The 20,213-nt window shown below is 71.6% G+C and carries 21 protein-coding genes; 11 read left to right on the forward strand and 10 right to left on the reverse strand.

From position 1 onward, the window contains the following. Positions 1-68: 68 nt before the first annotated feature. Both E2C05_RS16530 and def read right to left on the reverse strand, forming a co-directional pair. Positions 69-665, reverse strand: a complete 597-nt coding sequence (locus tag E2C05_RS16530; RefSeq protein ID WP_133220750.1) for a COQ9 family protein — start codon at positions 663-665, stop codon at positions 69-71. Further along, complete coding sequence (gene def / locus E2C05_RS16535; RefSeq protein WP_133220751.1) at positions 662-1,165, reverse strand: peptide deformylase; 504 nt, start codon at positions 1,163-1,165, stop codon at positions 662-664. Before def ends, E2C05_RS16530 begins: the two co-directional genes overlap by 4 nt. A gap of 225 nt (positions 1,166-1,390) precedes the next feature. Between def and rpsU the strand changes: the two genes are divergently transcribed. The 5 genes from rpsU to E2C05_RS16560 all read left to right on the forward strand — a co-directional run bounded on the left by rpsU (position 1,391) and on the right by E2C05_RS16560 (position 5,322). Beyond that, complete coding sequence (gene rpsU, locus E2C05_RS16540; RefSeq protein WP_007006360.1) at positions 1,391-1,594, forward strand: 30S ribosomal protein S21; 204 nt, start codon at positions 1,391-1,393, stop codon at positions 1,592-1,594. 235 nt (positions 1,595-1,829) lie between these two features. Further along, entirely contained in the window at positions 1,830-2,441 is a 612-nt protein-coding gene (locus tag E2C05_RS16545; RefSeq protein WP_200305690.1) for a glutathione S-transferase family protein, read from the forward strand. Positions 2,442-2,679: 238 nt separating this feature from the next. Then, complete coding sequence (locus E2C05_RS16550; RefSeq protein WP_133220752.1) at positions 2,680-3,546, forward strand: MBL fold metallo-hydrolase; 867 nt, start codon at positions 2,680-2,682, stop codon at positions 3,544-3,546. Positions 3,547-3,563: 17 nt separating this feature from the next. After that, on the forward strand, positions 3,564-4,112 hold the full coding sequence (locus E2C05_RS16555; RefSeq protein ID WP_133220753.1) for a carboxymuconolactone decarboxylase family protein: 549 nt from the start codon (positions 3,564-3,566) through the stop codon (positions 4,110-4,112). A 22-nt stretch (positions 4,113-4,134) separates the two neighbouring features. Then, positions 4,135-5,322: a pyridoxal-phosphate-dependent aminotransferase family protein gene (locus tag E2C05_RS16560; protein WP_133220754.1), complete on the forward strand. Its 1,188-nt coding sequence runs from the start codon at positions 4,135-4,137 to the stop codon at positions 5,320-5,322. 140 nt (positions 5,323-5,462) lie between these two features. Here the strand turns inward: E2C05_RS16560 and E2C05_RS16565 are convergent, their stop codons facing one another. Both E2C05_RS16565 and E2C05_RS16570 read right to left on the reverse strand, forming a co-directional pair. Further along, positions 5,463-6,560, reverse strand: a complete 1,098-nt coding sequence (locus tag E2C05_RS16565) for a mandelate racemase/muconate lactonizing enzyme family protein (protein ID WP_133220755.1) — start codon at positions 6,558-6,560, stop codon at positions 5,463-5,465. Further along, entirely contained in the window at positions 6,557-7,801 is a 1,245-nt protein-coding gene (locus E2C05_RS16570) for an MFS transporter (RefSeq protein WP_158292168.1), read from the reverse strand. The genes E2C05_RS16565 and E2C05_RS16570 overlap by 4 nt, the downstream gene beginning before the upstream one ends. Positions 7,802-7,881: 80 nt before the next feature. On the opposite strand from E2C05_RS16570, the gene E2C05_RS16575 reads away from it, so the two are divergent. Further along, the gene (locus E2C05_RS16575; RefSeq protein ID WP_133220757.1) at positions 7,882-9,069 is read left to right on the forward strand and encodes a CaiB/BaiF CoA transferase family protein; all 1,188 of its coding nucleotides are present in this window, start codon (positions 7,882-7,884) and stop codon (positions 9,067-9,069) included. Between the two features lie 2 nt (positions 9,070-9,071). After that, positions 9,072-9,935, forward strand: a complete 864-nt coding sequence (locus tag E2C05_RS16580) for an aspartate/glutamate racemase family protein (protein ID WP_133220758.1) — start codon at positions 9,072-9,074, stop codon at positions 9,933-9,935. A 244-nt stretch (positions 9,936-10,179) separates the two neighbouring features. Here E2C05_RS16580 and E2C05_RS16585 read toward each other — a convergent pair whose 3' ends face one another. Both E2C05_RS16585 and E2C05_RS16590 read right to left on the reverse strand, forming a co-directional pair. Further along, positions 10,180-10,791 carry a glutathione S-transferase family protein gene (locus E2C05_RS16585; RefSeq protein ID WP_133220759.1) on the reverse strand — a complete coding sequence of 204 codons (612 nt, stop codon included), beginning with the start codon at positions 10,789-10,791 and terminating at the stop codon, positions 10,180-10,182. A 44-nt stretch (positions 10,792-10,835) separates the two neighbouring features. Continuing rightward, positions 10,836-11,300 carry a DUF2269 family protein gene (locus E2C05_RS16590; RefSeq protein WP_133220760.1) on the reverse strand — a complete coding sequence of 155 codons (465 nt, stop codon included), beginning with the start codon at positions 11,298-11,300 and terminating at the stop codon, positions 10,836-10,838. A 72-nt stretch (positions 11,301-11,372) separates the two neighbouring features. Here E2C05_RS16590 and E2C05_RS16595 point away from each other — a divergent pair, with 72 nt between their 5' ends. From E2C05_RS16595 to E2C05_RS16610, 4 genes are all read left to right on the forward strand, one after another. Then, positions 11,373-11,699, forward strand: a complete 327-nt coding sequence (locus E2C05_RS16595; RefSeq protein WP_133220761.1) for an NIPSNAP family protein — start codon at positions 11,373-11,375, stop codon at positions 11,697-11,699. A gap of 28 nt (positions 11,700-11,727) precedes the next feature. After that, positions 11,728-12,621, forward strand: coding sequence for an agmatinase (speB, locus tag E2C05_RS16600; RefSeq protein ID WP_133220762.1), 894 nt, complete (start codon positions 11,728-11,730; stop codon positions 12,619-12,621). A 603-nt stretch (positions 12,622-13,224) separates the two neighbouring features. After that, entirely contained in the window at positions 13,225-14,451 is a 1,227-nt protein-coding gene (locus E2C05_RS16605) for a type III PLP-dependent enzyme (protein WP_133220763.1), read from the forward strand. Between the two features lie 86 nt (positions 14,452-14,537). Next, positions 14,538-15,953 (forward strand): homospermidine synthase, encoded by a 1,416-nt coding sequence (locus E2C05_RS16610; protein WP_133220764.1) that lies wholly within the window; start codon positions 14,538-14,540, stop codon positions 15,951-15,953. Positions 15,954-15,996: 43 nt separating this feature from the next. Here the strand turns inward: E2C05_RS16610 and E2C05_RS16615 are convergent, their stop codons facing one another. From E2C05_RS16615 to E2C05_RS16630, 4 genes are read right to left on the reverse strand one after another with little or no spacing between them, the layout of a single operon-like run. Continuing rightward, on the reverse strand, positions 15,997-16,887 hold the full coding sequence (locus tag E2C05_RS16615) for an ABC transporter permease (protein WP_133220765.1): 891 nt from the start codon (positions 16,885-16,887) through the stop codon (positions 15,997-15,999). Further along, complete coding sequence (locus tag E2C05_RS16620) at positions 16,884-17,801, reverse strand: ABC transporter permease (RefSeq protein ID WP_133220766.1); 918 nt, start codon at positions 17,799-17,801, stop codon at positions 16,884-16,886. Before E2C05_RS16620 ends, E2C05_RS16615 begins: the two co-directional genes overlap by 4 nt. Before the next feature lie 34 nt (positions 17,802-17,835). Further along, the gene (gene ggt / locus E2C05_RS16625) at positions 17,836-19,440 is read right to left on the reverse strand and encodes a gamma-glutamyltransferase (RefSeq protein WP_133220767.1); all 1,605 of its coding nucleotides are present in this window, start codon (positions 19,438-19,440) and stop codon (positions 17,836-17,838) included. A 57-nt stretch (positions 19,441-19,497) separates the two neighbouring features. After that, positions 19,498-20,070, reverse strand: coding sequence for a type 1 glutamine amidotransferase domain-containing protein (locus E2C05_RS16630; RefSeq protein ID WP_133220768.1), 573 nt, complete (start codon positions 20,068-20,070; stop codon positions 19,498-19,500). Between the last annotated feature and the right edge of the window lie 143 nt (positions 20,071-20,213).

Below are 20,213 nucleotides of genomic sequence, written 5' to 3' on the forward strand. Positions count from 1 at the left end.
GGGCGCCGCGCCGCCCCTGGCGCCGGGATGCGGGCGGGCGTGCCGCCGCCGCAGCGCCCGGGCGTCGCTCAGGCGGCCATGGGGCGGGCGCGGCGGGCCTTCGCCTTCTGGAAGCGGGCCAGGTCGGCCAGCCGGCGGTCGAGGAACCGCATGGCGCCGAGGATCGAGGGATCCTGGTCCCGCAGCCACCAGGCGATGGTCGCCATGTAGATGCCGGCCAGCGTCGCCCGGCGGGTGTACCAGGAGAAGTCGGCCGAGCTGTCCCCGGCCGCATGCCACATGGCGTCCACCGATTCGGCGGTGGCCCGCAGGCCGAGCGGGGCGTTCCAGGGCAGGGCCAGCAGGCTGAGCGCCCGGCGCAGCGCCGGCTTGTGCGGCGCCAGGGCGATCAGCCGGATCTCCACCACCCGGCGGATGCGCTGGGACACGCGAAGCTCCGTCACGCCCTCGGCCGCCGCCTGCTCCGCCATCTCCCGGTTCGCCAGGTCGATCCAGGCCAGCACGGCGCCGGCCGGGCCGGTGGGGAAATGGCTCTCGGCCAGGGCCGGGTCCTCCCCCGCCGCGGCCAGGCCGGCGCGCAGGGTGGCCCAGGTCCAGCCCTGCGCCGCCGCGACGGGCAGCATGGCCCGGACGGCGCGGTCGCGGATCTCGCTGCGCTCGGTCATCGCGGGGCGCTCCCGGCTGCGCGGGCCAATTCCTCGGTGAAGCCGAACAAGGAATGATCCTCCATGCGCATGGGGTACAGGATGCCGTCCAGGTGGTCCGTCTCGTGCTGCATGACCCGGGCGGTGATGCCCTCGGCCTCGCCCTCCACCGGGTTCCCCTCGGCGTCCAGGCCGCGCCAGCGGATGCGGCGGGGGCGGCGGACGCTGCCGCGCAGGCCGGGGATGGACAGGCAGCCCTCCCAGGCGCTCTCCGTCTCCTCCCCCAGCGGCGCCAGTTCGGGGTTCACCAGCACGGAGGCCCCGGCGGCATCCCGCCAGACGAAGAGCCGGAGGGGGACGTGCACCTGCGGCGCCGCCAGGCCGATGCCGGCGGAATCCTGCATCGTCTCGACCATGTCGGCGATCAGCCGGCGGATCTCCGGGTGGGTGGGGTCGTCGACCGGCTCGGCCTCCCGCAGCAGGACGGGATGGCCCATGCGGGCGATCTTCAGGATGGGCATGGGGCCTCCGGGACCGGGACGGGGTGCAGTCCCGGACATAGGATGGCAAGCCACAGCCGGGGAGGGCTTCCGGCCGGCCCCCCAACCATGCTATGCACCGCGTTCTCCGCAGTCCGGTAGGGGGTACCGCGCGGGGTCCCGGGTGACCGGGGCCAGCCGGAACCGCCTGCCGCTTGCGGCATTTCCGTATCCGAATCCTCACACAGCGACAGGAGGCTGTCCCGCGTGCAAGTCGTCGTCCGTGACAACAACATCGACCAGGCGCTGAAGGCGCTCAAGAAGAAGCTGCAGCGCGAAGGCGTGTTCCGGGAGATGAAGCTCCGCCGGCACTATGAGAAGCCGTCCGAGCGCCGCGCCCGCGAGGCCGCCGAGGCCGTCCGCCGCGCCCGCAAGGTGGAGCGCAAGCGCCTGGAGCGCGAGGGCTTCTGAGCACGGGCTTCTGAGCCTGGCCGCCCCGCCCGACCGGGCGGGACGACGACCGAGAGAGGCAGCCGCGGCACGGGGATGACCCGTGGGCCGCGGTTCTGCTTTCCGGCCCCTTCATTCCGCCCCCGATAGTTTCTCCGGCGGCTTCTCCCCGGGGCGAAGCCGGCGCAGGATGCCGCGCGCAGGACGGGAGGAATGGCATGGACGGGTTCCGGGGCCCCGGCGGGGGCGGCGCGCCATGATGCGCCTGCACTGGTCCTCCCGCTCCCCCTTCGTCCGCAAGGTCATGGTGGTGGCGCATGAGGCCGGCCTGACCGACCGGATCGAGCGCGTGCCCACGGTGGTGGCGCTGACCAGGCCGGGCCTCGACCTGCTGCCGACCAACCCGCTGGGCAAGATCCCGACCCTGGTGCTGGAGGACGGCACCGCGCTCTACGACTCGGTGGTGATCTGCGAGTACCTGGACGGGCTGTCCGGCCAGCCGCTTCTGTTCCCGCCCGCCGGGCCGGCGCGGATCGAGGCGCTGCGGCGGCATGCGCTGGGCAATGGCTGCATGGACATGCTGCTGCTGTTCCGGACCGAGATGGGGCGCGACCAGCCCGACCGCCGCATCCTAGACGGCTTCGCCGCCAAGCAGGCGGCGGTGCTGGCGGCGCTGGAGCGGGAGGCGCCGGCGCTGGCGGACACGCCCTTCGGCATCGGCCAGGTGGCGATCGGCTGCGCTCTGTCCTACCTCGACTTCCGCTGGCCGCAGGCCGGCTGGCGCGGCGACCACCCGGCGCTGGCCGCCTGGCACGAAGGCTTCTCCGCCCGCCCCTCGGTGCAGGCGACGGCGCATATCGACGCCTAGGGCGGATCGCGGCAGGGCGTGAACGCCCGGACGCGAGACTGCGCTGTACAATCAACAGCATAGAGCGGCTCGCGCATTCAGAAGAACGCGCGAGCCGCTCTGGACTCGAGGTTTCCAAAGGCCCTTCGGCCTCATGGGACACCCCGTGGCGGGAGAGCGCGAGAGGGGCGGGGCCCTCTCGCTTGGCGGGCGCGTGGCCGCGGCGCTAGGCTCGGCGTCCTTCGGGGGAGCAAGCGCCATGCAAAGGCTGCAGATCGGCGACGTCAGCATCACCAGCATCGTCGAGCGCGACGGCCCCTGGCGCCGCCCGGCCGAGATGTTCCCCGCCTATGACGAGGCGATCGGCGCCCGCCACTTGGCGGAACTCGATCCGGTGGTGTTCGACGCGGCCTCCGGCCGCATGGTCATCACCTACCAGACCTTCGTGGTGCGCACGCCGAAGCACACCATCCTGGTCGACACCTGCACCGGCGAGGACAAGGGCTACCCGCCGCCGATGGACTTTTCCAAGGCGCCCTGGCTGGAGGGCTTCAAGGCGGAAGGCCTGTCCTTCGAGGACATCGACTACGTCTTCTGCACCCATCTGCACATCGACCATTGCGGCTGGAACACCCGCCTGGTGAACGGGCGCTGGGTGCCGACCTTTCCCAAGGCCAAGTACGTCTTCCACAAGCGCGAATACGCGGCCTGGGAGGAGGCGACGGCGCGCGGCACGACGCCGCCCGGCAATGTCTGGCGCTACAATTGCGAACCGGTCGTCGCCGCCGGCCAGGCGTTGCTGGTGGATGACGACTTCGCGCTGGACGACACGATTTCCCTGCTGCCGACGCCGGGCCATGCGCCCTGCCATTGCTGCGTGAACATCCATTCGCGCGGCCAGCGCGCGGTGGTCACCGGCGACCTGATGCACCACGCGCTGCAGGTGCGGGAGCCGCAGTGGTCCACCATCTTCGACTGGGATGCGAAGATGGCCGAGGCATCCCGCCGCAAATTCCTGGCCGAGGTGGTGGACACGCCGACGGTGGTGCTGCCGATCCACTTCCCGGGCCCGACCGCCGGCCGCATCGCGCCGCGCGCCGGCGGCTTCGACTGGAAATATCTCTGACCGCGCGGAGGATACCCATGGCCCGCCTGCCCTATCTGGAGAAAGCCGACCTCCGCCCCGAGGACCAGGACCTGCTGAAGCGTGAGATCACGCTGCACAAGGCGCTGGTGAACAGCCCCGGCGCGGCGCGCGCCTTCAGCACGCTCGGCCAATATATCCGCCACGGCGCGAAGCTGGACCCGCGCCTGCGGGAGCTTGCCATCCTGCAGGTCGGCTGGCTGGCGCGCTCCCCCTACGAATGGTCGCACCACGTCAAGATCGGCTATGATTTCGGCGTCACCGACGCGGATATCGAGGCGGTCAAGCAGGAGAGCCGCGGCGAGGCCTCGGCGCTCGAGCCCGTCGCGCGGCTGGTGCTGCGCGCGGCCCGCGAGGTCTATGCCGGCCCCGGCATCGGCTACGAGACCTTCGCCGCGCTGCGCGCCGCGCTCGACAACGAAAGCCTTGTGGACCTGACCGTCACCGCCAGCTTCTACTGCGCGGTGGTGCGGGTGCTCGCCTCCCTGGAGGTGGATGTGGAGGAGGCGTACATGCCCTATCTCCGCAAGCACCCTTTCCCGATCTGACCGACACACCGAGGACCGTCGCATGAGCGCCAGCGCCGCCACCCCGAAGCCGCGGGGCCGCCTGTTCTTCGCCAATCCCGGGCCGACCAACATCCCGGACAGCATCCTGCTGGCCACCGCCCACCACACCGTGGACTTCAACGACCCGTCCTTCAGCGAGGTCTACTGGGCCTGCATGGACGGGCTGAAGCGCGTGCTGAAGACCCGGCAGGAGATCTTCCTCTACACCGGCTCCGGCCACGCCGCCTGGGAGGCCTGCCTGGCCAACCTCTTCTCCCCCGGCGAGGTGCTGCTGGTGCTGGAGAGCGGGCATTTCTCCCAGTCCTGGGCGCGGATGGCGACCGACCTGGGGATCGAGGTGCGGACCGTCCCGGCCGACTGGCGCCGCGGCGTGGACATGGCGGCGCTGCAGGCCGAGCTGGCGGCCGACAAGGACCACCGGATCAAGGCCGTGGGCGTCGTCCACAACGAGACCTCGACCGGCATGATGATCCCGCTGCCGGAGGTGCGGGCGGCGCTGGACGGCGCCGGCCACCCGGCGCTGCTGCTGGCCGACACCATCTCCTCCCTCGGCAGCCTCGACTTCCGGATGGACGAGTGGGGCGTGGACTGCGCCGTCGGCGGCAGCCAGAAGGGGCTGATGCTGCCGACGGGCATGAGCTTCACCGGCGTCTCCCACAAGGCGCTGCAGGCGCATGCGACGTCCAAGCTGCCGAAGCACTACTTCCACTGGTCGCATATGATGAAGCGGCCGCTGAAGAGCTTCCTCGGCACCGTGCCGACCAGCCTGTTCTTCGGCCTGCAGGAATCCCTGCGGCTGATCGACGAGGAAGGGCTGGAGAATGTCTTCGCCCGCCACACCCGCCTGGCCCGCGCGACGCGCGCGGCGGTGCAGCACTGGTCGGGCAACAACGGCCCGCAGCTGTTCTGCACCAACCCGGGCCGCTTCTCGGACAGCGTGACGGCGGTGCTGATGCCGGAAGGGCATGACGCCGACGCCTTCCGCAAGGTGGCGATGCAGCGCTTCAACCTCTCGCTCGGCGGCGGCCTCGGCCCGCTCGGCGGCAAGCTGTTCCGCATCGGGCACCTGGGCGACCTGAACGAGCCGATGATCCTGGGGACGCTGGCGACGGTGGAGCTGGCGCTGAAGGTGAGCGGGGTGCCCTACCAGCCCGGCGGGGTGGACGCGGCGCTGGCGACGCTGGGGTAGGAAAGCAGCGGGGGAAGACACTTCCCCCGCGCCCCCTTCGTTTTCTGTGGGTCTGCCGCGTACCCAAACTCACAGAAATAGAAGGGGGTCGGGCGCCAGAGGCGCCCAACGGGGAATACTTTCCCCCGCTCTTTCTGCTGTTATTTCAGCACGAAATCCTTCAGCACCTCCGGCCTGAAGGCCAGCCCGTGGCCGGGCGTCTCGGGCGCCAGGATGTGCCCGTCCTCGATGACGGGCTTCGCCACCCAGACATCGTCCAGCAGCCCCATCTGCTCCGCCCAGATCCCGTTCGGGATGCTGGCCAGCAGATGCACGTTCAGTTCCGGGAACAGGTGCGGCGCGATGGTCATGCCCCAGGTGTCGGCGACCACCGCCAGCTTGCGCAACTCCGTCAGCCCGCCGCGCATCGGGTCCGGCTGCAGGATCGGCAAGCGCGGGTTCTGCAGCACCGGCAGCAGGTCGGCCCGGCCGAAATGCGTCTCCCCGCCCACGACCCGGGTGCCGAGTGCTTCGGCGCAGCGGAGATATCCCGAAAAATCGTCGGGCAGCACCGGCTCCTCGATCCAGTAGGGGTCGTAGTCCTGGAAGGCGCGGCCGGCGATGATCGCCTGGTCGGCAGTCCAGCCCATGTTGATGTCGATCATGATCTCGACATCCGGCCCCACCGCGTCGCGCACCATCCGCAGGTTCCGCACATCCTGCCGCCAGTCGCCGATATGCGCCGCCTGCATCTTGATGGCGCGATAGCCCTGGGAGACGTAGTGCTTCGCCTTCGCCGCCATGCCTTCGCCGAGGGCGCCGCGGAAGCAGCCGCTGCCATAGATGGGAATCTTCGACCGCACATGGCCCCAGAGCCGGTGCAGCGGCAGCCCGGCCGCCTTGCCCAGCACGTCCCACAGCGCGATGTCGACGGCCGACTGCGCCATCATCGTCACGCCGCCGCGGCCGCCGGTCAGCGTCGCGCGCCACAGGTCGCGCCAGATCCCCTCCACCTCCGTCGCGCTGCGGCCAACGACGCGCGGCGCCACCGCCTCCGCCAGGCAGGCGCCGATCGTGCGCTGCAGCGGCAGGTTCAGCAGGTGCAGGTAGCCCATGCCGGCGAGGCCCGAGGCGGTGACCACCTCCACCACCACCAGGTCGCGCTGCGGGCCCAGCGCATGGCCGAACAGCCAGGGATCCTCCGCCCAGGGCAGGCGCAACAAGGTCGTGCGCAACTCGCGGATCGTCAGGTCGGTCATGCCGGCGTCTCCTCTCCCCGCCGCAGGATGGCGCGCCAGAGCGGGAAGGTCACCCCCAGCGCCAGCAGCCCCGCCAGGCCGGTGATCGCGCAGGCCGCCGTCGCGCCCAGCCAATCCGCCACCAGCCCCGTCGCCACGAAGCCGATGGGCCCGAGCCCGATGCAGACCGAGAGCAGGCCGAGCACGCGCGTCCGCACCTCCGGCGGCGCCAGCAGGTAGACCAGCGTCGCCTGCATGATGCTGAAGCCGGACTGGCCGAAGCCCACCAGCAGCAGCGCCGCGCCGGCGGTGATCGCGCCCGGCAGCAGGGCGAAGCCGGTGACCATGGCCAGGTAGAGCACGAGGCCGCCGAGATAGAGCCGCGCATACCAATGCGGCCGCGCCAGCCCGGCCATCAGCAGCGCGCCGGCGAAGGCGCCGACGCCGTCCATGCTGGCCAGCAGCCCGGTCGCCTCCGGCCCCAGCGCGAAGCGGTCCTGCGCCACCACCGGCACCAAGCTGGTGAAGGGCCAGCCGAAGACGTTGAACAGGATGGTGACGATCAGCGTGCCGCGCAGCCGCGGCGATTGCCGCACCGCCCGCAGCCCTTCCGCCATGCGGGCCAGCACGCCCTCCCCCGAAGCCGGCGCGCGGCCGCTGCGGTAGCGCAGCGTCACCGCGGCATGCAGCGCGAGGAGGTAGAGCGCGACGGAGACCAGGAAGGTGCCCTCGATCCCCACCGCGGCGAAGAGCAGGCCGGACAGCGTCGGGCCGAGCATGCGGCTGGCATTGTTGCTGCCGACGTCGAAGGACATGGCCTGGCCCATGCGGGCGGGCCCGACCACCTGGCCGATCATCATCCGCCGCACCGGGTTGTCGGCTGCCCAGGCGATGCCGTTGACGAAGCTGGCGAGCGCCAGGTGCCAGACCGCGAGCATTCCCGCATAGGCCAGCGCCGCCAGCACGGCAGAGGTCAGCAGGCTGGCCAGCACGATGATCACCAGCGCCGTGCGCTGCTCGAACCGTTCCGCCAGCACGCCCAGCGGCGCGCCGAACAGGCCCATGGGCAGCACCCGCAGCATGCCCATCATCGCCACCAGGAAGGCGCTGTGCGTCGCCTGCCAGACAAAGATGGAGACCGCCAGCATCTCCAGCCAGCGGACCAGGAAGACCACCAGGCCCACGCCCCAGAGCCGGCGGAAATCGGGCAGCGCGAAGGGCCGCGGTGGCGCCACCGCGGCGGGACGTGTCGTTCCCTCCATGGCCGGCATGGTGCCGCCGATTGAGGCGGGGGGCCAGGGCTGGCAAGCTCGGCCCAGGAAACGTCCCAGGAATGGCAGCCATGCGCCCCTTCGAAGGCATCCGCATCATCGACATCACGCATGTGCTGGCGGGGCCCTTCGCGGCCTACCAGCTCGGCCTGCTGGGGGCGGAGGTGATCAAGGTCGAGCCGCCCGGCGACCCGGACCAGAGCCGCGACAGCGGCCCCGACCTGGCGCTGAACCGCGCCGGCATGGGCAGCTATTTCCTGACGCAGGGCTCCAACAAGCGCGCCATCACGCTCGACCTGAAGCAGGAGGCGGGGCGGGAGGTGCTGCGCCGCATGGTCGCCGAGGCCGATGTGCTGGTGGAGAATTTCCGCCCCGGCGCCTTCGAGGCGCTGGGCCTGGGCTGGGAGGCGCTGAGCGCGCTCAACCCGCGGCTGATCTACTGCTCCATCTCCGCCTTCGGGCAGCAGGGTCCGCGCGGCGGGCAGACCGCCTATGACCATGTGATCCAGGCGACCAGCGGCATCATGGCGGTCACCGGGACGCCGGAGGTCAACCCGATCAAGTTCGGCGCCCCGGCGATCGACTACGCCACCGGCACCATGGGCGCCTTTGCCCTGTCCGCCGCGCTGTTCCAGCGGGAGCGGACGGGCAAGGGCCAGCGCATCGACCTGGCGATGCTCGACGTGGCGCTGATGATGCAGGCCAGCCATGTCACGGCCTATCTCGCCTCGGGCAAGGCGGCAAAGCCCAGCGGCAACAAGCACGCGCATGCGACCAACAGCGCCTATGCCACGAAGGACGGCATGGTGATGCTGGGCGCCAGCAACCTGCGGCAGCAGAAGCGGCTCTGGGCGGCGCTCGGCCGGCCGGAGATGGCCAAGGCGGACAACGAGCAGCGCCTGGCCGACCGCGACCACGAGGAGGCCGTGCTGGCAGAGATCATGCTGACCCGCACCGCCGACGAGTGGGAGGAGTACCTGCAGGCGCGCCACGTCCCGGCCGCCCGGGTGCGGCGGACGGAGGAGGCGCTGGCCGATCCGCATCTGCGGTCCCGCGGGTTGCTGCACCGGTTCGAGGCCGGCGCGCCGGGCGTGCCGAACCCCTTCGGCGTGCCGGTCGCGGCCTTTACCCTGGCGCATGGCGGCCCGCGGGTGGACAGCCCGCCGCCGCGCCTGGGCCAGCACACCGACGCCGTTCTGGCGGAACTCGGCTACTCAGCGGCCGAAATCGCCGCGCTGCGCGCCCAGGGCGCCGTCTGAGCATGCGCGACCCATCCCGCCGCCCGCGCTTCCTGTTGGTGCAGGCCTTCACCCTGCCGCCCGGTTCGCCCAACCGCTACCGCGACGACGGCGGGACGAAGGAGGCGAACCTGATGAACCATGCGGCGGTGGCGCCGCTGCTGGCCGATATCGACTGGGATTTGCATCCCGGCCCGATCGCGCCGCATGGCGACTGGCCGGTGGAGACGCGGGAGGAATTCGCGGTGGCGGGGGTCGCCCGCCTGCCCATCGTCCGGCAGGCCTGCGAGAGCGGCCAGTACGACGCGATCGTCCTGCTGGGCGGCGGCGACCCGGGCTACCCGGAGGCGCGGGAGATCGGACGGCGCCACCGCATCCCCGTCACCGCCAACGCCCATGCCCAGATGCATGTGGCGATGACGCTGGGCAACCGCTTCTCGATCATCGACATCTCGGAGACGCACAACGCCCATATGGCGGAGCTGGTGGTGCGCTACCGGATGACGCAGGGCCTCGCCTCCATCCGCAACATCGACTTCCCGCTGCCGCGCCCGGCGCATCGCGGCCGCCCCACCCTGCGCGGCGAGGCGGAGGCGCATGCGCGCGGCGAGCCGAGCGGGATGCTGGAGGCGGCCGAGGCCGCGGCGCTGGCAGCGCTGGAGGAGGACGGGGCGGAGGTGATCCTGCTCGGCTGTTCCGGCGCCTTCTGGCTGCAGGGGCCCCTGCAGGCGCGGCTGGCGGAACGGGGCTGGGACGTGCCGGTGCTGGAGGGCTATCGCTGCGCGATCGAGCTGGCGCGGCTGATGGTGAATCTCGGCGTCGATGCCAGCGGCATCACCTTCCCCGGCGATCCGCCGGCGCATCGGCGGCGGAAGCGGATCGCCTGAGCGGGCGCCAGGCGCAGCGCCCCGACCGCCTTACACCGTAGCGGTTTCCGTTCGCCACGGCTCACGGCAACCGCCCTGGTCTTTCAATTCGACGAGCATCTTCACCCGACCAGGCGAGTCCACCTGATCGGGATCTGCTCTGACGGCATGGACGTTCCATTCATGCCGCGTCGCCAAGGCTTGCGGCGCAAACCGCCCGGCGATCGGAAGGCCGTCGATCGGTCACGGTCGACGGCCGTCGGCATTACGCCGCCGCGCTCGGCCGCGCCTTCATCCGCTCCATCAGCGCCGTCACCGCCGTCAGCTCCGGCTTCACGGGCTGGCCGACCTGGGCGCCGAATTCCAGGAAGCAGAACAGCATCACATCGGCCAGCGTCAGCCGGCTGCCGCAGACATACTCCCGGCCCTGGATCAGTCCGTCCAGCCAGGCCAGCCTTTCCTGCGCGGTCAGCTTCAGGTCGTCCGCCGCCTGCGGGATGCAGCGGATGCGGTTCTGGAACAGCTTCAGGCCGTTGCTGAAGCGGAAGCCGTTGGCCATCGGCTCGATGATGTTCAGGTCGATGCGGCGGACCCACATGCGGGTCTCCGCCCGCTCCTGCGGGGTGGCGCCGATCAGGCTGGGGCCGGGCGCGATCTCGTCGATGTATTCGCAGATGGCGGTGATCTCGGCCAGCACGCTGCCGTCGTCCAGTTCCAGGCAGGGCATCTGCCCGGCCGGGTTCTTTTCCAGGTAGGCCGGTTGCCGGTTTTCGCCGCCGCGCAGGTCGACGGTGGTCTTCGGGACCTCGATCCCGCGTTCCGCCATGAACATCCGCACAACGCGCGGATTGGGCCCGACGGAGTCATAGAACAGCATGGCGTTGCCTCCCCCCATTGTGGTGGCGGCATCCTGCCAGGGGGTCAGGATTTCGCAACCATGGTCCAAGTCGCGCCGACCAGCGGCAGGGTGGCGACCAGCCCCCAGATGATCCAGCGCCGGCTCAGCGCCCAGTACTCGTCCGGCACCCTGCCCGTCTCGGCGATGCCGCGGGCCAGCCTGGCCTGGCGGATCTGGATCGGCACCAGCAGGCCCAGCCACATCACGCCGGCCACCGCGAATTGCACCTGGGACCAGACCAGCCAGCCGGCGCCGAAGGGGTCGATGCCGGCGACCCAGGCCGCGCCATAGCCGCCCGCCACCAGCAGCACGATGCCCCAGAAGGTGAAGAACCAGTCGGTCACCGTCACCAGGCGCTGCGCGAAGGCGATGATCCGCGGGTCCCGCGTGCGGTCGGCATACAGCTTCCAGATGGAGGTGACGGTGACATTCCCCAGCAGCAGCACCAGCCCCAGCAGGTGCATCACCTTGAACGCCTCGTAACCCATGAACCCCCGGCCCGGCTGTTTCGTCACCTTGGTACAGGCTAGCATCCGCCGGCCCAATGGGAGGGACCCCGGATGATCCATGAGCTTCGCATCTACCACTGCCTGCCCAACCGCCTGCCGGCGCTGAACAAGCGGTTCGAGACCACGACCCTGAAGATGTGGGAGAAGTACGGCATCCGCCAGGCCGGCTTCTGGACCACGCTGGTCGGCCCGTCCAACCAGATCCTGTACTACCTGCTGGCCTGGGAAAGCCTGGCCGAGCGCGAGCAGAAGTGGAACGCCTTCGCCGCCGACCCGGACTGGCTGGCGGCGCGCGCCGCCTCCGAGGCGGATGGCCCGATCCTCGAGCGGGTCGAGAACATGTTCCTGCAACCCACTGCCTATTCCGCGGTGAAGTAGCGGTCGCACCCGCAGGAGAGAGCGCAGCATGGCCGGCCCCCCGACCTTCGCCACCCCGCCCGGTTTCCTTGGCATCAGGCGGCAGGATCCGGGGGCGGCCTTCTGCGTCGCCGGCGTGCCGCTCGACATCGGCACCACCAACCGCGCCGGCGCGCGGGACGGCCCGGCGGCGATTCGCCGGGCCAGCCGCATGCTGGTGGACGGCGTCCACCCGAGCCACTGGGTGGACCCGCTGGGCCTCGACATCGCCGATCTCGGCGAGTTCGAACTCGTGCTCGGCGACATCCCCGGCAGCCTGGCGCTGATCGAGCAGCAGGCGGCGCAATGCGGCCATCTGGTCACGCTGGGGGGCGAGCACCTGATCACCCTGCCCCTGCTGCGCGCCCTGGCGAAGCGGCTCGGCGGGCCGGTCGGCCTGCTGCACATGGATGCGCATGTCGATACCTGGCAGACCAATTTCGGCCAGGCCTACCGCCATGGCTCGGTCTTCTTCCATGCCATCGAGGAAGGGATCCTCGACCCCAGGCGCATGATCCAGATCGGCATCCGTTCCCCCGTCGATCGGGAAACCTGGGACTGGACGCTCGGCCAGGGCATCACCGTCGTGACGGCGCAGGAGGCGCATGAGAGCACGCCGGCGGCGCTGGCCGAGCGGGTGCGCGGCGTGCTCGGGCAGGCGCCCTGCTTCCTGTCCTTCGACGTGGACTGCCTGGACCCCGCCTTCGCCCCGGGCACCGGCACGCCGGAAATCGGCGGCCTGGCGAGTTGGCAGGCGCAGGGCATCCTGCGGCGCCTGGGCGGCCTGGCCTGGGCCGGGATGGATGTGGTGGAGGTGGCGCCGGCCTATGACGTGGCCGAGATCACCGCCCTGGCCGCGGCCACCATCGCCTGGGAATACCTCTCCCTGCAGGCCCTGGCCTGACCTGCCGGCCGCCGGGCCGACCGGCAAGATTCCGGTCACCAACGGCGTCTTCCGGCGGCCATGCCCGTGGGGCAGCCATACCCCTGAAAAAATGCATGGCAATTCCGTCGGGGAACCACTATTTCTCCGGCCGTGCCCGGGTCAAGCCGGGCGCTGACGCCATCGCACGTGCCGCGAGCCCCCGCCCAGCGCCGGGGCACAGCAACGACGGGACGCGTCCTTTTCGTCCATGCCGTCGCCGCAAGGCGCCGGGGCCGTGAGGGATCTGCCTGTGTCGCTAGACCGGTTCGCCGCGATGCGAAGTCCACACCGCATCGCTTGAGGCGGCCCGATGGCCGGAGCGCCGGATGGCGCGACGGTCGGAATCGGCCCGCTCGCCCAAGGTTGGCCCGAGGGGCCGGAACGCCGCGAGGCGTGCCGGCCTGACCCGGTCCGCCCTGCCTGAGGCCGGCCGCCGGACCCGCACGCCGCCTGGCGCGCCCGTCCGGAGGCCCACCCAGCCAAGGCCCGCCTGGCCGCCCCGCGCGGCGGCCGGCCCCCTTCCATTCGTTGCCCTGCCGGCGCGCGCCCGCGCGTGCCGGGATGCCGTGAGGACCCGCCGCCATGGACCTGCTCCGCGCCCGCGCCGCCGTCGCCCCGCTCCGCCGCGATCTCGACACCGCCACCGCCCTGCCCAGCGTGGATGCCCTGGTCGCCGTCGCCCGGCCGGAGGAGCCCATGCACTGCCTCCGCCCGGCCGCCATCGCCGCCGCCAGCGCCGGGTTCGTGCAGGGCTTCCCGGGCAGGACGCTCTATGCCGTGAAGTGCAACCCGGACCCGGCCGTGCTGCGCGCGGTGTGGGAGGGCGGGGTGCGGCATTTCGATTGCGCCTCCGCCGCCGAGGTGGCGCTGGTCCGCAGCATGTTCCCGGAGGCCGGCATCCACTTCATGCATCCGGTGAAGGCCCGCTCCGCGATCCGGGAGGCCTGGCAGCGCCACGCCGTGCAGGACTTCGTGGTGGACACCGCGGAGGAGCTGGCGAAGGTGCTCGACGAGACCGGCGGCGATGCCGCGCAGGGCCTCGGCCTCTTCGTCCGGCTGGCGCTGCCGAAGGGCGTCGCGCGCTACGACCTCTCCGGCAAGTTCGGGGCGGAACCGGCGGAGGCCGTCGCGCTGCTGCGCGCGGCGCGGCCGCTTGCGGCACGGCTCGGCCTGCATTTCCATGTCGGCTCCCAGTGCCTGGACCCGCTGGCCTGGCGGCGCGCCATGCACCTCGCCGGCCAGGTGATCCGCGCCGCCGGCGTGCCGGTGGAGGTCATCGACGTGGGCGGCGGCTTCCCGGTCGCCTACCCCGACGTCACCCCGCCCCCGCTCGGCGCCTTCTTCGCCGAGGTCGAGGCGGCCTTCGAGGCGCTGGACCTGCCGGGCGCGACCCTCTGGGCCGAGCCGGGCCGGGCGCTGGTCGCCGGCGGCGGCAGCGTGGTGGTGCAGGTGCAGCAGCGCCGCGGCGACACGCTGTACGTGAATGACGGCGTCTATGGCGCGCTGTCGGATGCCGGCGCGCCCGGCTTCCAGTTCCCCTGCCGGCTGGTCCGGCCGGACGGCGCGGCGGGCGCGGCGCTGCGGGGCTTCGCCTTCTTCGGCCCCACCTGCGACAGCGCCGACCGGATGGCAGGCCCCTTCTGGCTGCCGGAGGATGTGCGGGAGGGCGACTGGATCGAGATCGGCCAGCTGGGCGCCTACGGGGCCTGCCTGCGCACCGCCTTCAACGGCTTCGACCGGGCCCGCCTGGTCGAGGTCCGCGACCGCCCGATGCTGGGCGACGACACCGCGGCCGCCCTGGCGGCCTGACCGTCCGACGCGACGGTTCCCTGGCAGCGCCGCCGGCCCCGCGCCGGCGGCGCTGCGCCACCACGTGCCCTGGAGACCCCGGTACGATGATCCACACTTCCTTCTCCGGCCGCCTGGTGATGCTCGGCTTCGGCAGCATCGGCCAGGGCGTGCTGCCGCTCCTCCTCCGGCACATCGCCATCCCGCGGGAGAACATCAGCATCGTCACCGCCGAGGCGCGCGGCCAGGAGGTCGCGGCCGAGTACGGCATCGGCTTCACGGTGGAAGCCGTCACCCGCGACAACCTGCGCGACGTGCTGATCCCCCGCCTGCGCCGCGGCGACTTCCTGCTGAACCTGTCGGTCGACGTCTCCTCGGTCGAGCTGATGAAGCTCTGCCAGGAGCTGGACGTGCTCTACCTCGACACGGTGGTCGAGCCCTGGGCCGGCGGCTACACCGACCCCGCGCTCACGCCCTCCCAGCGCTCCAACTACGCGATGCGGGAGGAGGCGATCGCGCTGCGCGAGGCGGCGAAGGGCGGCCCCACCTCCATCACCGCGCATGGCGCCAATCCGGGCTTGGTCAGCCATTTCGTGAAGCAGGCGCTGCTCGACATCGCCCGCGACACCGGCACGATCATCGCCCCGCCGCCGGCCTCCGACCGCGCGGGCTGGGCGAGCATCGCGCAGTCGCTGGGCGTGAAGGTGATCCACATCGCCGAGCGCGACACCCAGGTGGCCGACCGCCCGAAGAAGCCGGGCGAGTTCGTCAACACCTGGTCGGTGGACGGCTTCGTGGGCGAGGGCTGCCAGCCGGCCGAACTCGGCTGGGGCACGCATGAGAAGGCGCTGCCGCCGGACGGCCATCGCCATGGCTTCGGCTGCGACGCGGCCATCTACCTGATGCGCCCGGGCGCCTCCACCCGCGTGCGGACCTGGACGCCGCTGGAAGGCCCCTTCCACGGCTTCCTCATCACCCACAACGAGAGCATCTCGCTGGCCGATTACTACACGGTGCGGGACGCGGCGGGGAATGCGGTCTACCGCCCGACGGCGCACTACGCCTACCACCCCTGCGACGACGCGGTGCTGTCGGTGCATGAGCTGGCAGGCAAGAACTGGCAGATGCAGCCGGAGAAGCGGCTGATGACCGACGAGATCGTCCGCGGCATGGACGAGCTCGGCGTGCTGCTGATGGGCCACGCGAAGGGCGCCTACTGGTACGGCTCCCGCCTGACGATCGAGGAGGCGCGCAAGCTCGTGCCGCACAACAACGCCACCTCCCTGCAGGTGACGGTCGCGGTGCTGGCGGGCGTGGTCTGGGCGATCGAGAACCCGCGCCGCGGCGTGGTCGAGAGCGACGAGATCGACCACGACCGCGCGCTCGAGATCTGCCGGCCCTATCTGGGCGAGGTCGTCGGCGTCTATTCCGACTGGACCCCGCTGCAGGATCGCGGCGCCTTGTTCCCGGAGGATGTGGATGCGTCCGATCCGTGGCAGTTCAAGAACATCCGGGTCGGCTAAAGAAAGAAAGAGTACGGGGGGAGGTATCCCCCCGCACCCCCCTCTATTTCTGTGAGTCCGCGGCTCCAAGCGCATCGCGTAAGCCGTCGCCCAGGAGATTGATCCCGAAGACCAGCACGAACAGCGCCACGCCGGGAATCCAGATCACCCAGGGGCTGAAGAACATGTAGTCCTTGCCCTCGGCGATCATCAGACCCCAGGACGGCAGGGGCGGCGGCACGCCCAGCCCCAGGAAGGACAGCGCCGCTTCCAGCAGGATGGCCAGCGCCATCTCCAAGGTTGCCACCACCGCCAGGTGGCTGGCGATGTTCGGCAGCACCTCCCGCAGCAGGATCGCCGGCGTGGACAGGCCCGCCGCCCAGGCCGCCGCCACATAGTCCAGGTTCCGCACCTGCATGGTGGTGCTGCGCGCCACCACCGCGAAGCGGTCCCACAGCAGCAGGCCCAGGACCAGCACCACCAGCGTCAGGCTGGACCCCAGCAGCCCCACCACCGCCAGCGCCACCAGCACCACCGGGATGGACAGCCGGCAGGTGATGGCGAACAGCACGGCATCATCCACCCGCCCGCCGAAGAAGCCGCCGAGCACGCCCAGCACCGTCCCGATCAGCCCGCTGGTCACCACCGTCAGCAGGCCGATCAGCATGGAGATGCGCGCGCCGTAGATCAGGCGGGACAGGTAGTCCCGCCCCAGCCCATCCGTCCCCAGCAGGTGCCCGGGTTGCGCCCCCTCCATCCAGAAGGGCAATGCCAGCCGGTTGTCGAGGTTCTGCGCGAAGGGGTCGTGCGGCGTGACCCAGGGCGCCAGCACCGCCAGCACCAGCACCGCGCCGACGATGACGGCGCCCAGGGCCAGGCCCCACCGCCCCCTGATGCCGATCGCGGAAAGCCACCCGCTGCCCATGCGGCGCGCCGGGGTCCGGACGGCGCTCATGCCGCCCTCAGCCTCGGGTCCAGCAGCGCGTTCAGCAGGTCCGCCGCCATGGTCAGCGCGATGTAGATCAGCGCCAGCACCAGCACCACCGCCTGCACCACCGGGAAGTCGTTCTTGCTGATGCTCTCCCAGGCCAGGAAGCCGACGCCGTGCAGGGCGAAGACCGTCTCGATCACGATCGACCCGCCGAGCATGAAGCCAAGCTGCACCGCGGCGATGGAGACCACCGGGATGGCGGCATTGCGCAGCGCATGCTTGCCGAGGATGGACAGCCGGCTCAGCCCCTTCGCCCGCGCCGTGCGGATGTAGTCCGATCCCAGCGCCTGGATCATGCCGCTGCGCGTCAGGCGCGTCAGGGCAGGGATGGCGGAGAAGGCCAGCACGATCCCCGGCATGACGAAATGCTCCGGCCCGCCGGTGCCGGAGATCGGCAGCCAGCCAAGCTGCAGGCCGAAGGTGATCATCAGGATCAGCCCCAGCCAGAAGCTCGGCATGGCCTGGCCGATCATCGCCACCACCTGCACCAGCCGGTCCACCCAGGTGTTCTCCCGCACCGCCGCCAGGATGCCGAGCGGGATGGAGACCAGCAGGGCCAGCACCAGCCCGGTGATCCCCAACGCCAGGGTCACCGGCATCCTCTCCCGGATCAGGTCGGCGGTGCGGGCCTTGAAGAAGAAGCTCTCGCCGAAATCGCCGACCGCGGCGCGGCCCACCCAGTCGAGGAACTGCACGGGCAAGGGCCGGTCGAGGCCATAGGCGCGGCGGATCACCGCCACATCGGCCTCGGTCGCGCCGGCGCCGGCGATGGAGATCGCCAGGTCGCCCGACAGCCGCGTCAGCGCGAAGGCCAGCACCATGACGGTCAGCGCCACCAGCAGCGCGACGACCAGGCGGCGGAGGAGGAAGCGGATCATGCGGGGTGAAGGCTAGACCAGCGCCGCCGCGCCGTCAGCAGGCCCCCGCCCAGCCATCCCGCCGCGGGTCGCTGCCGGCCATGCGCACGCCGTTCGGCAGCACGCGGATCGCCTCCACGCTGCACGGGCCTTCCAGCGGGCCCACCACCTTCACCCGGTGGCCCATCGCCTCCAGCGCCGGCGCGGCGGCGCCCAGGCCGCGTTCCAGGGTCAGCGTGCTGTCCCCGCCATGCGGGTAGTTGGCGCCCTGGCCGGGCTGGCTGCTGGTCCAGCGCGGCATCTCCACCGCCTGCTGCGGATCCAGGCCGAACACCGCCATGGCGACCATCACCTGCAGGTTCACCTGCACCTGGTTGTCCGCCCCCGGCGTGCCGAACACGCCCCACAGCGCGCCATCCTTGAACACCATGGGCGCGTTCATGGTGTGCCGCACGCGCATCCCCGGCGCCAGGCGGTTCGGGTGCCCCGGCTGCAGGTGCCAATAGGCCATGCGGTTGTTCAGCAGCACGCCGGTGTCGCCCGCCGTCACGCCGCTGCCGAAGGCGGAGTTCAGCGACTGGATGGCGGACACCGCATTGCCCGCCGCATCCACCACGCAGAAATAGGTGGTGTCGCCCGTCGCATCCTCCCGCACCGGCAGCGCCGCCGCGCGGCGTGGGTCGATGCGCGCCGCCAGTTCCGCGGCATGCCCTTCGGACAGCAGGCGGTCCAGCGGGATGTCGAGGCCGCGCGGATCGGCGCCCCAGCGCTCCCGGTCCAGGAAGGCCAGCTTCTTCGCCTCCACCATCAGGTGGATCAGGCCGGCGCCGTCCAGGTCCAGCGCCGCCAGGTCGAAGCGGTCCAGGATGCGCAGCATCTGCAGGAAGGCGAAGCCGGTGGAGTTCGGCGGGGTCTGCCGCACCTCGAAGCCGCAGAAGGGCACGGCGATGGGCGGCTGCGCCTCGGCCGTGCAGGCGGCGAGGTCGGCCGCCGCCACCGGGCCGCCATCGGCGGCGATGCCGGCGGCCAGGCGCTGCGCCAGGGCGCCGCGATAGAAGCCCTCGGCGCCCCCGCGGGCGATCTCCGCCAGGGTCTCCGCCAGTTCCGGCTGCACCACCAGCGCGCCGAGCGCCGGCGGCGCGCCATCCGCCAGCAGCCGCGCGGCGCTGCCCGGGCTGGGGCGCAGCTTGCCCAGATTCTCGCCGGCGAAATGGCGGTAGTGATGGGTGGCGGCGAAGCCGTCGCGCGCGGCCTCCTCGGCCGGCGCCACCAGCCTGGCCCAGGGCAGCGTGCCGTGGCGCTCATGCAGCAGGGCCAGGCCGGCGAGCAGCCCGGGGGTGGAGGTGCTGCGCGGCCCCTCCACCGGGATGCCCGCCGCATAGGCCACCGGCGTCGCGGCGCGGGGCGCGGCGCCGGTGGCGTTCACGCAGACCCCCTCCCCGCCCGCCAGGTGCAGCTGGAAGAAGCCGTCGCCGCCCAGGCCGGACATGTGCGGCTCCACCACCCCCAGCGCGAGGGAGACGGCGATGGTCGCATCCACGGCATTGCCGCCGGCCCGCAGCACGTCGAGGCCGGCCTGGGTGGCGACGGGGTGGTTGGTGGCGACCGCGCCGCGGCGCCCCATGATCAGCGGCCGGTGGCTGCGCAGCGCCGGGTGCATGGCGGGCTCCTGTCTCGGGGTCCCGCCATGCCAGCATGCCGCGCCGCCGGCGGGAAGCTACTCGGCGGCGACGGTCCGCGCTTCGTGCCGGCCCTCGCGGAATTCCTCGATCATCTTCCGCGAGAAGGCGGGGATGTCGTCCGGATTGCGGGAGGTGACGAGGCCCTGGTCGGTCACGACCTCCTGGTCCACCCAGTCCGCGCCGGCATTGCGCAGGTCCGCCTGCAGGGATGGCCAGCTGGTCATCTTCCGGCCCTTGGCGCCGCCGGCATCGATCAGCGTCCAGGGGCCGTGGCAGATCGCCGCGATCGGCTTCTTCGCCTCGACGAAATGCCGGATGAAGGCGATCGCCTTCGGCTCCAGCCGCAGCTGGTCCGGGTTGATCACGCCGCCGGGCAGCAGCAGCGCCGCGTAATGCGCCGGGTCGGCCTGGTCGAGCACCCGGTCCACCGGGATCTCGTCCGCCTTGTCGAAATGATTCCAGCCCTGGATGGCGCCGGATTTCGGCGAGACGACATGGACCTGCGCCCCGGCCTCCTTCAGCGCCTGCACCGGCTTGGTCAGCTCCACCTGCTCCACGCCATCCGTGGCCAGCACGGCCACGGTCTTCCCGCTCAGCTCATTCGCCATCGGGTCGGTCCTCTCGTCTCGGGGGGGATCGGGCGCGCGGCCCGTCCCGCTGGCAACGGGCCGGGCGCGCGGCGGTTGCGCGCTTGACGGCCCGGCGCCGCCGCCGGATCGTCGCCCCCGGCACGACCCGGCCCGCCGGGCCG

The organism is Paracraurococcus ruber, assembly GCF_004353985.1.
GTDB classification, from domain to species: Bacteria; Pseudomonadota; Alphaproteobacteria; order Acetobacterales; family Acetobacteraceae; genus Paracraurococcus; species Paracraurococcus ruber.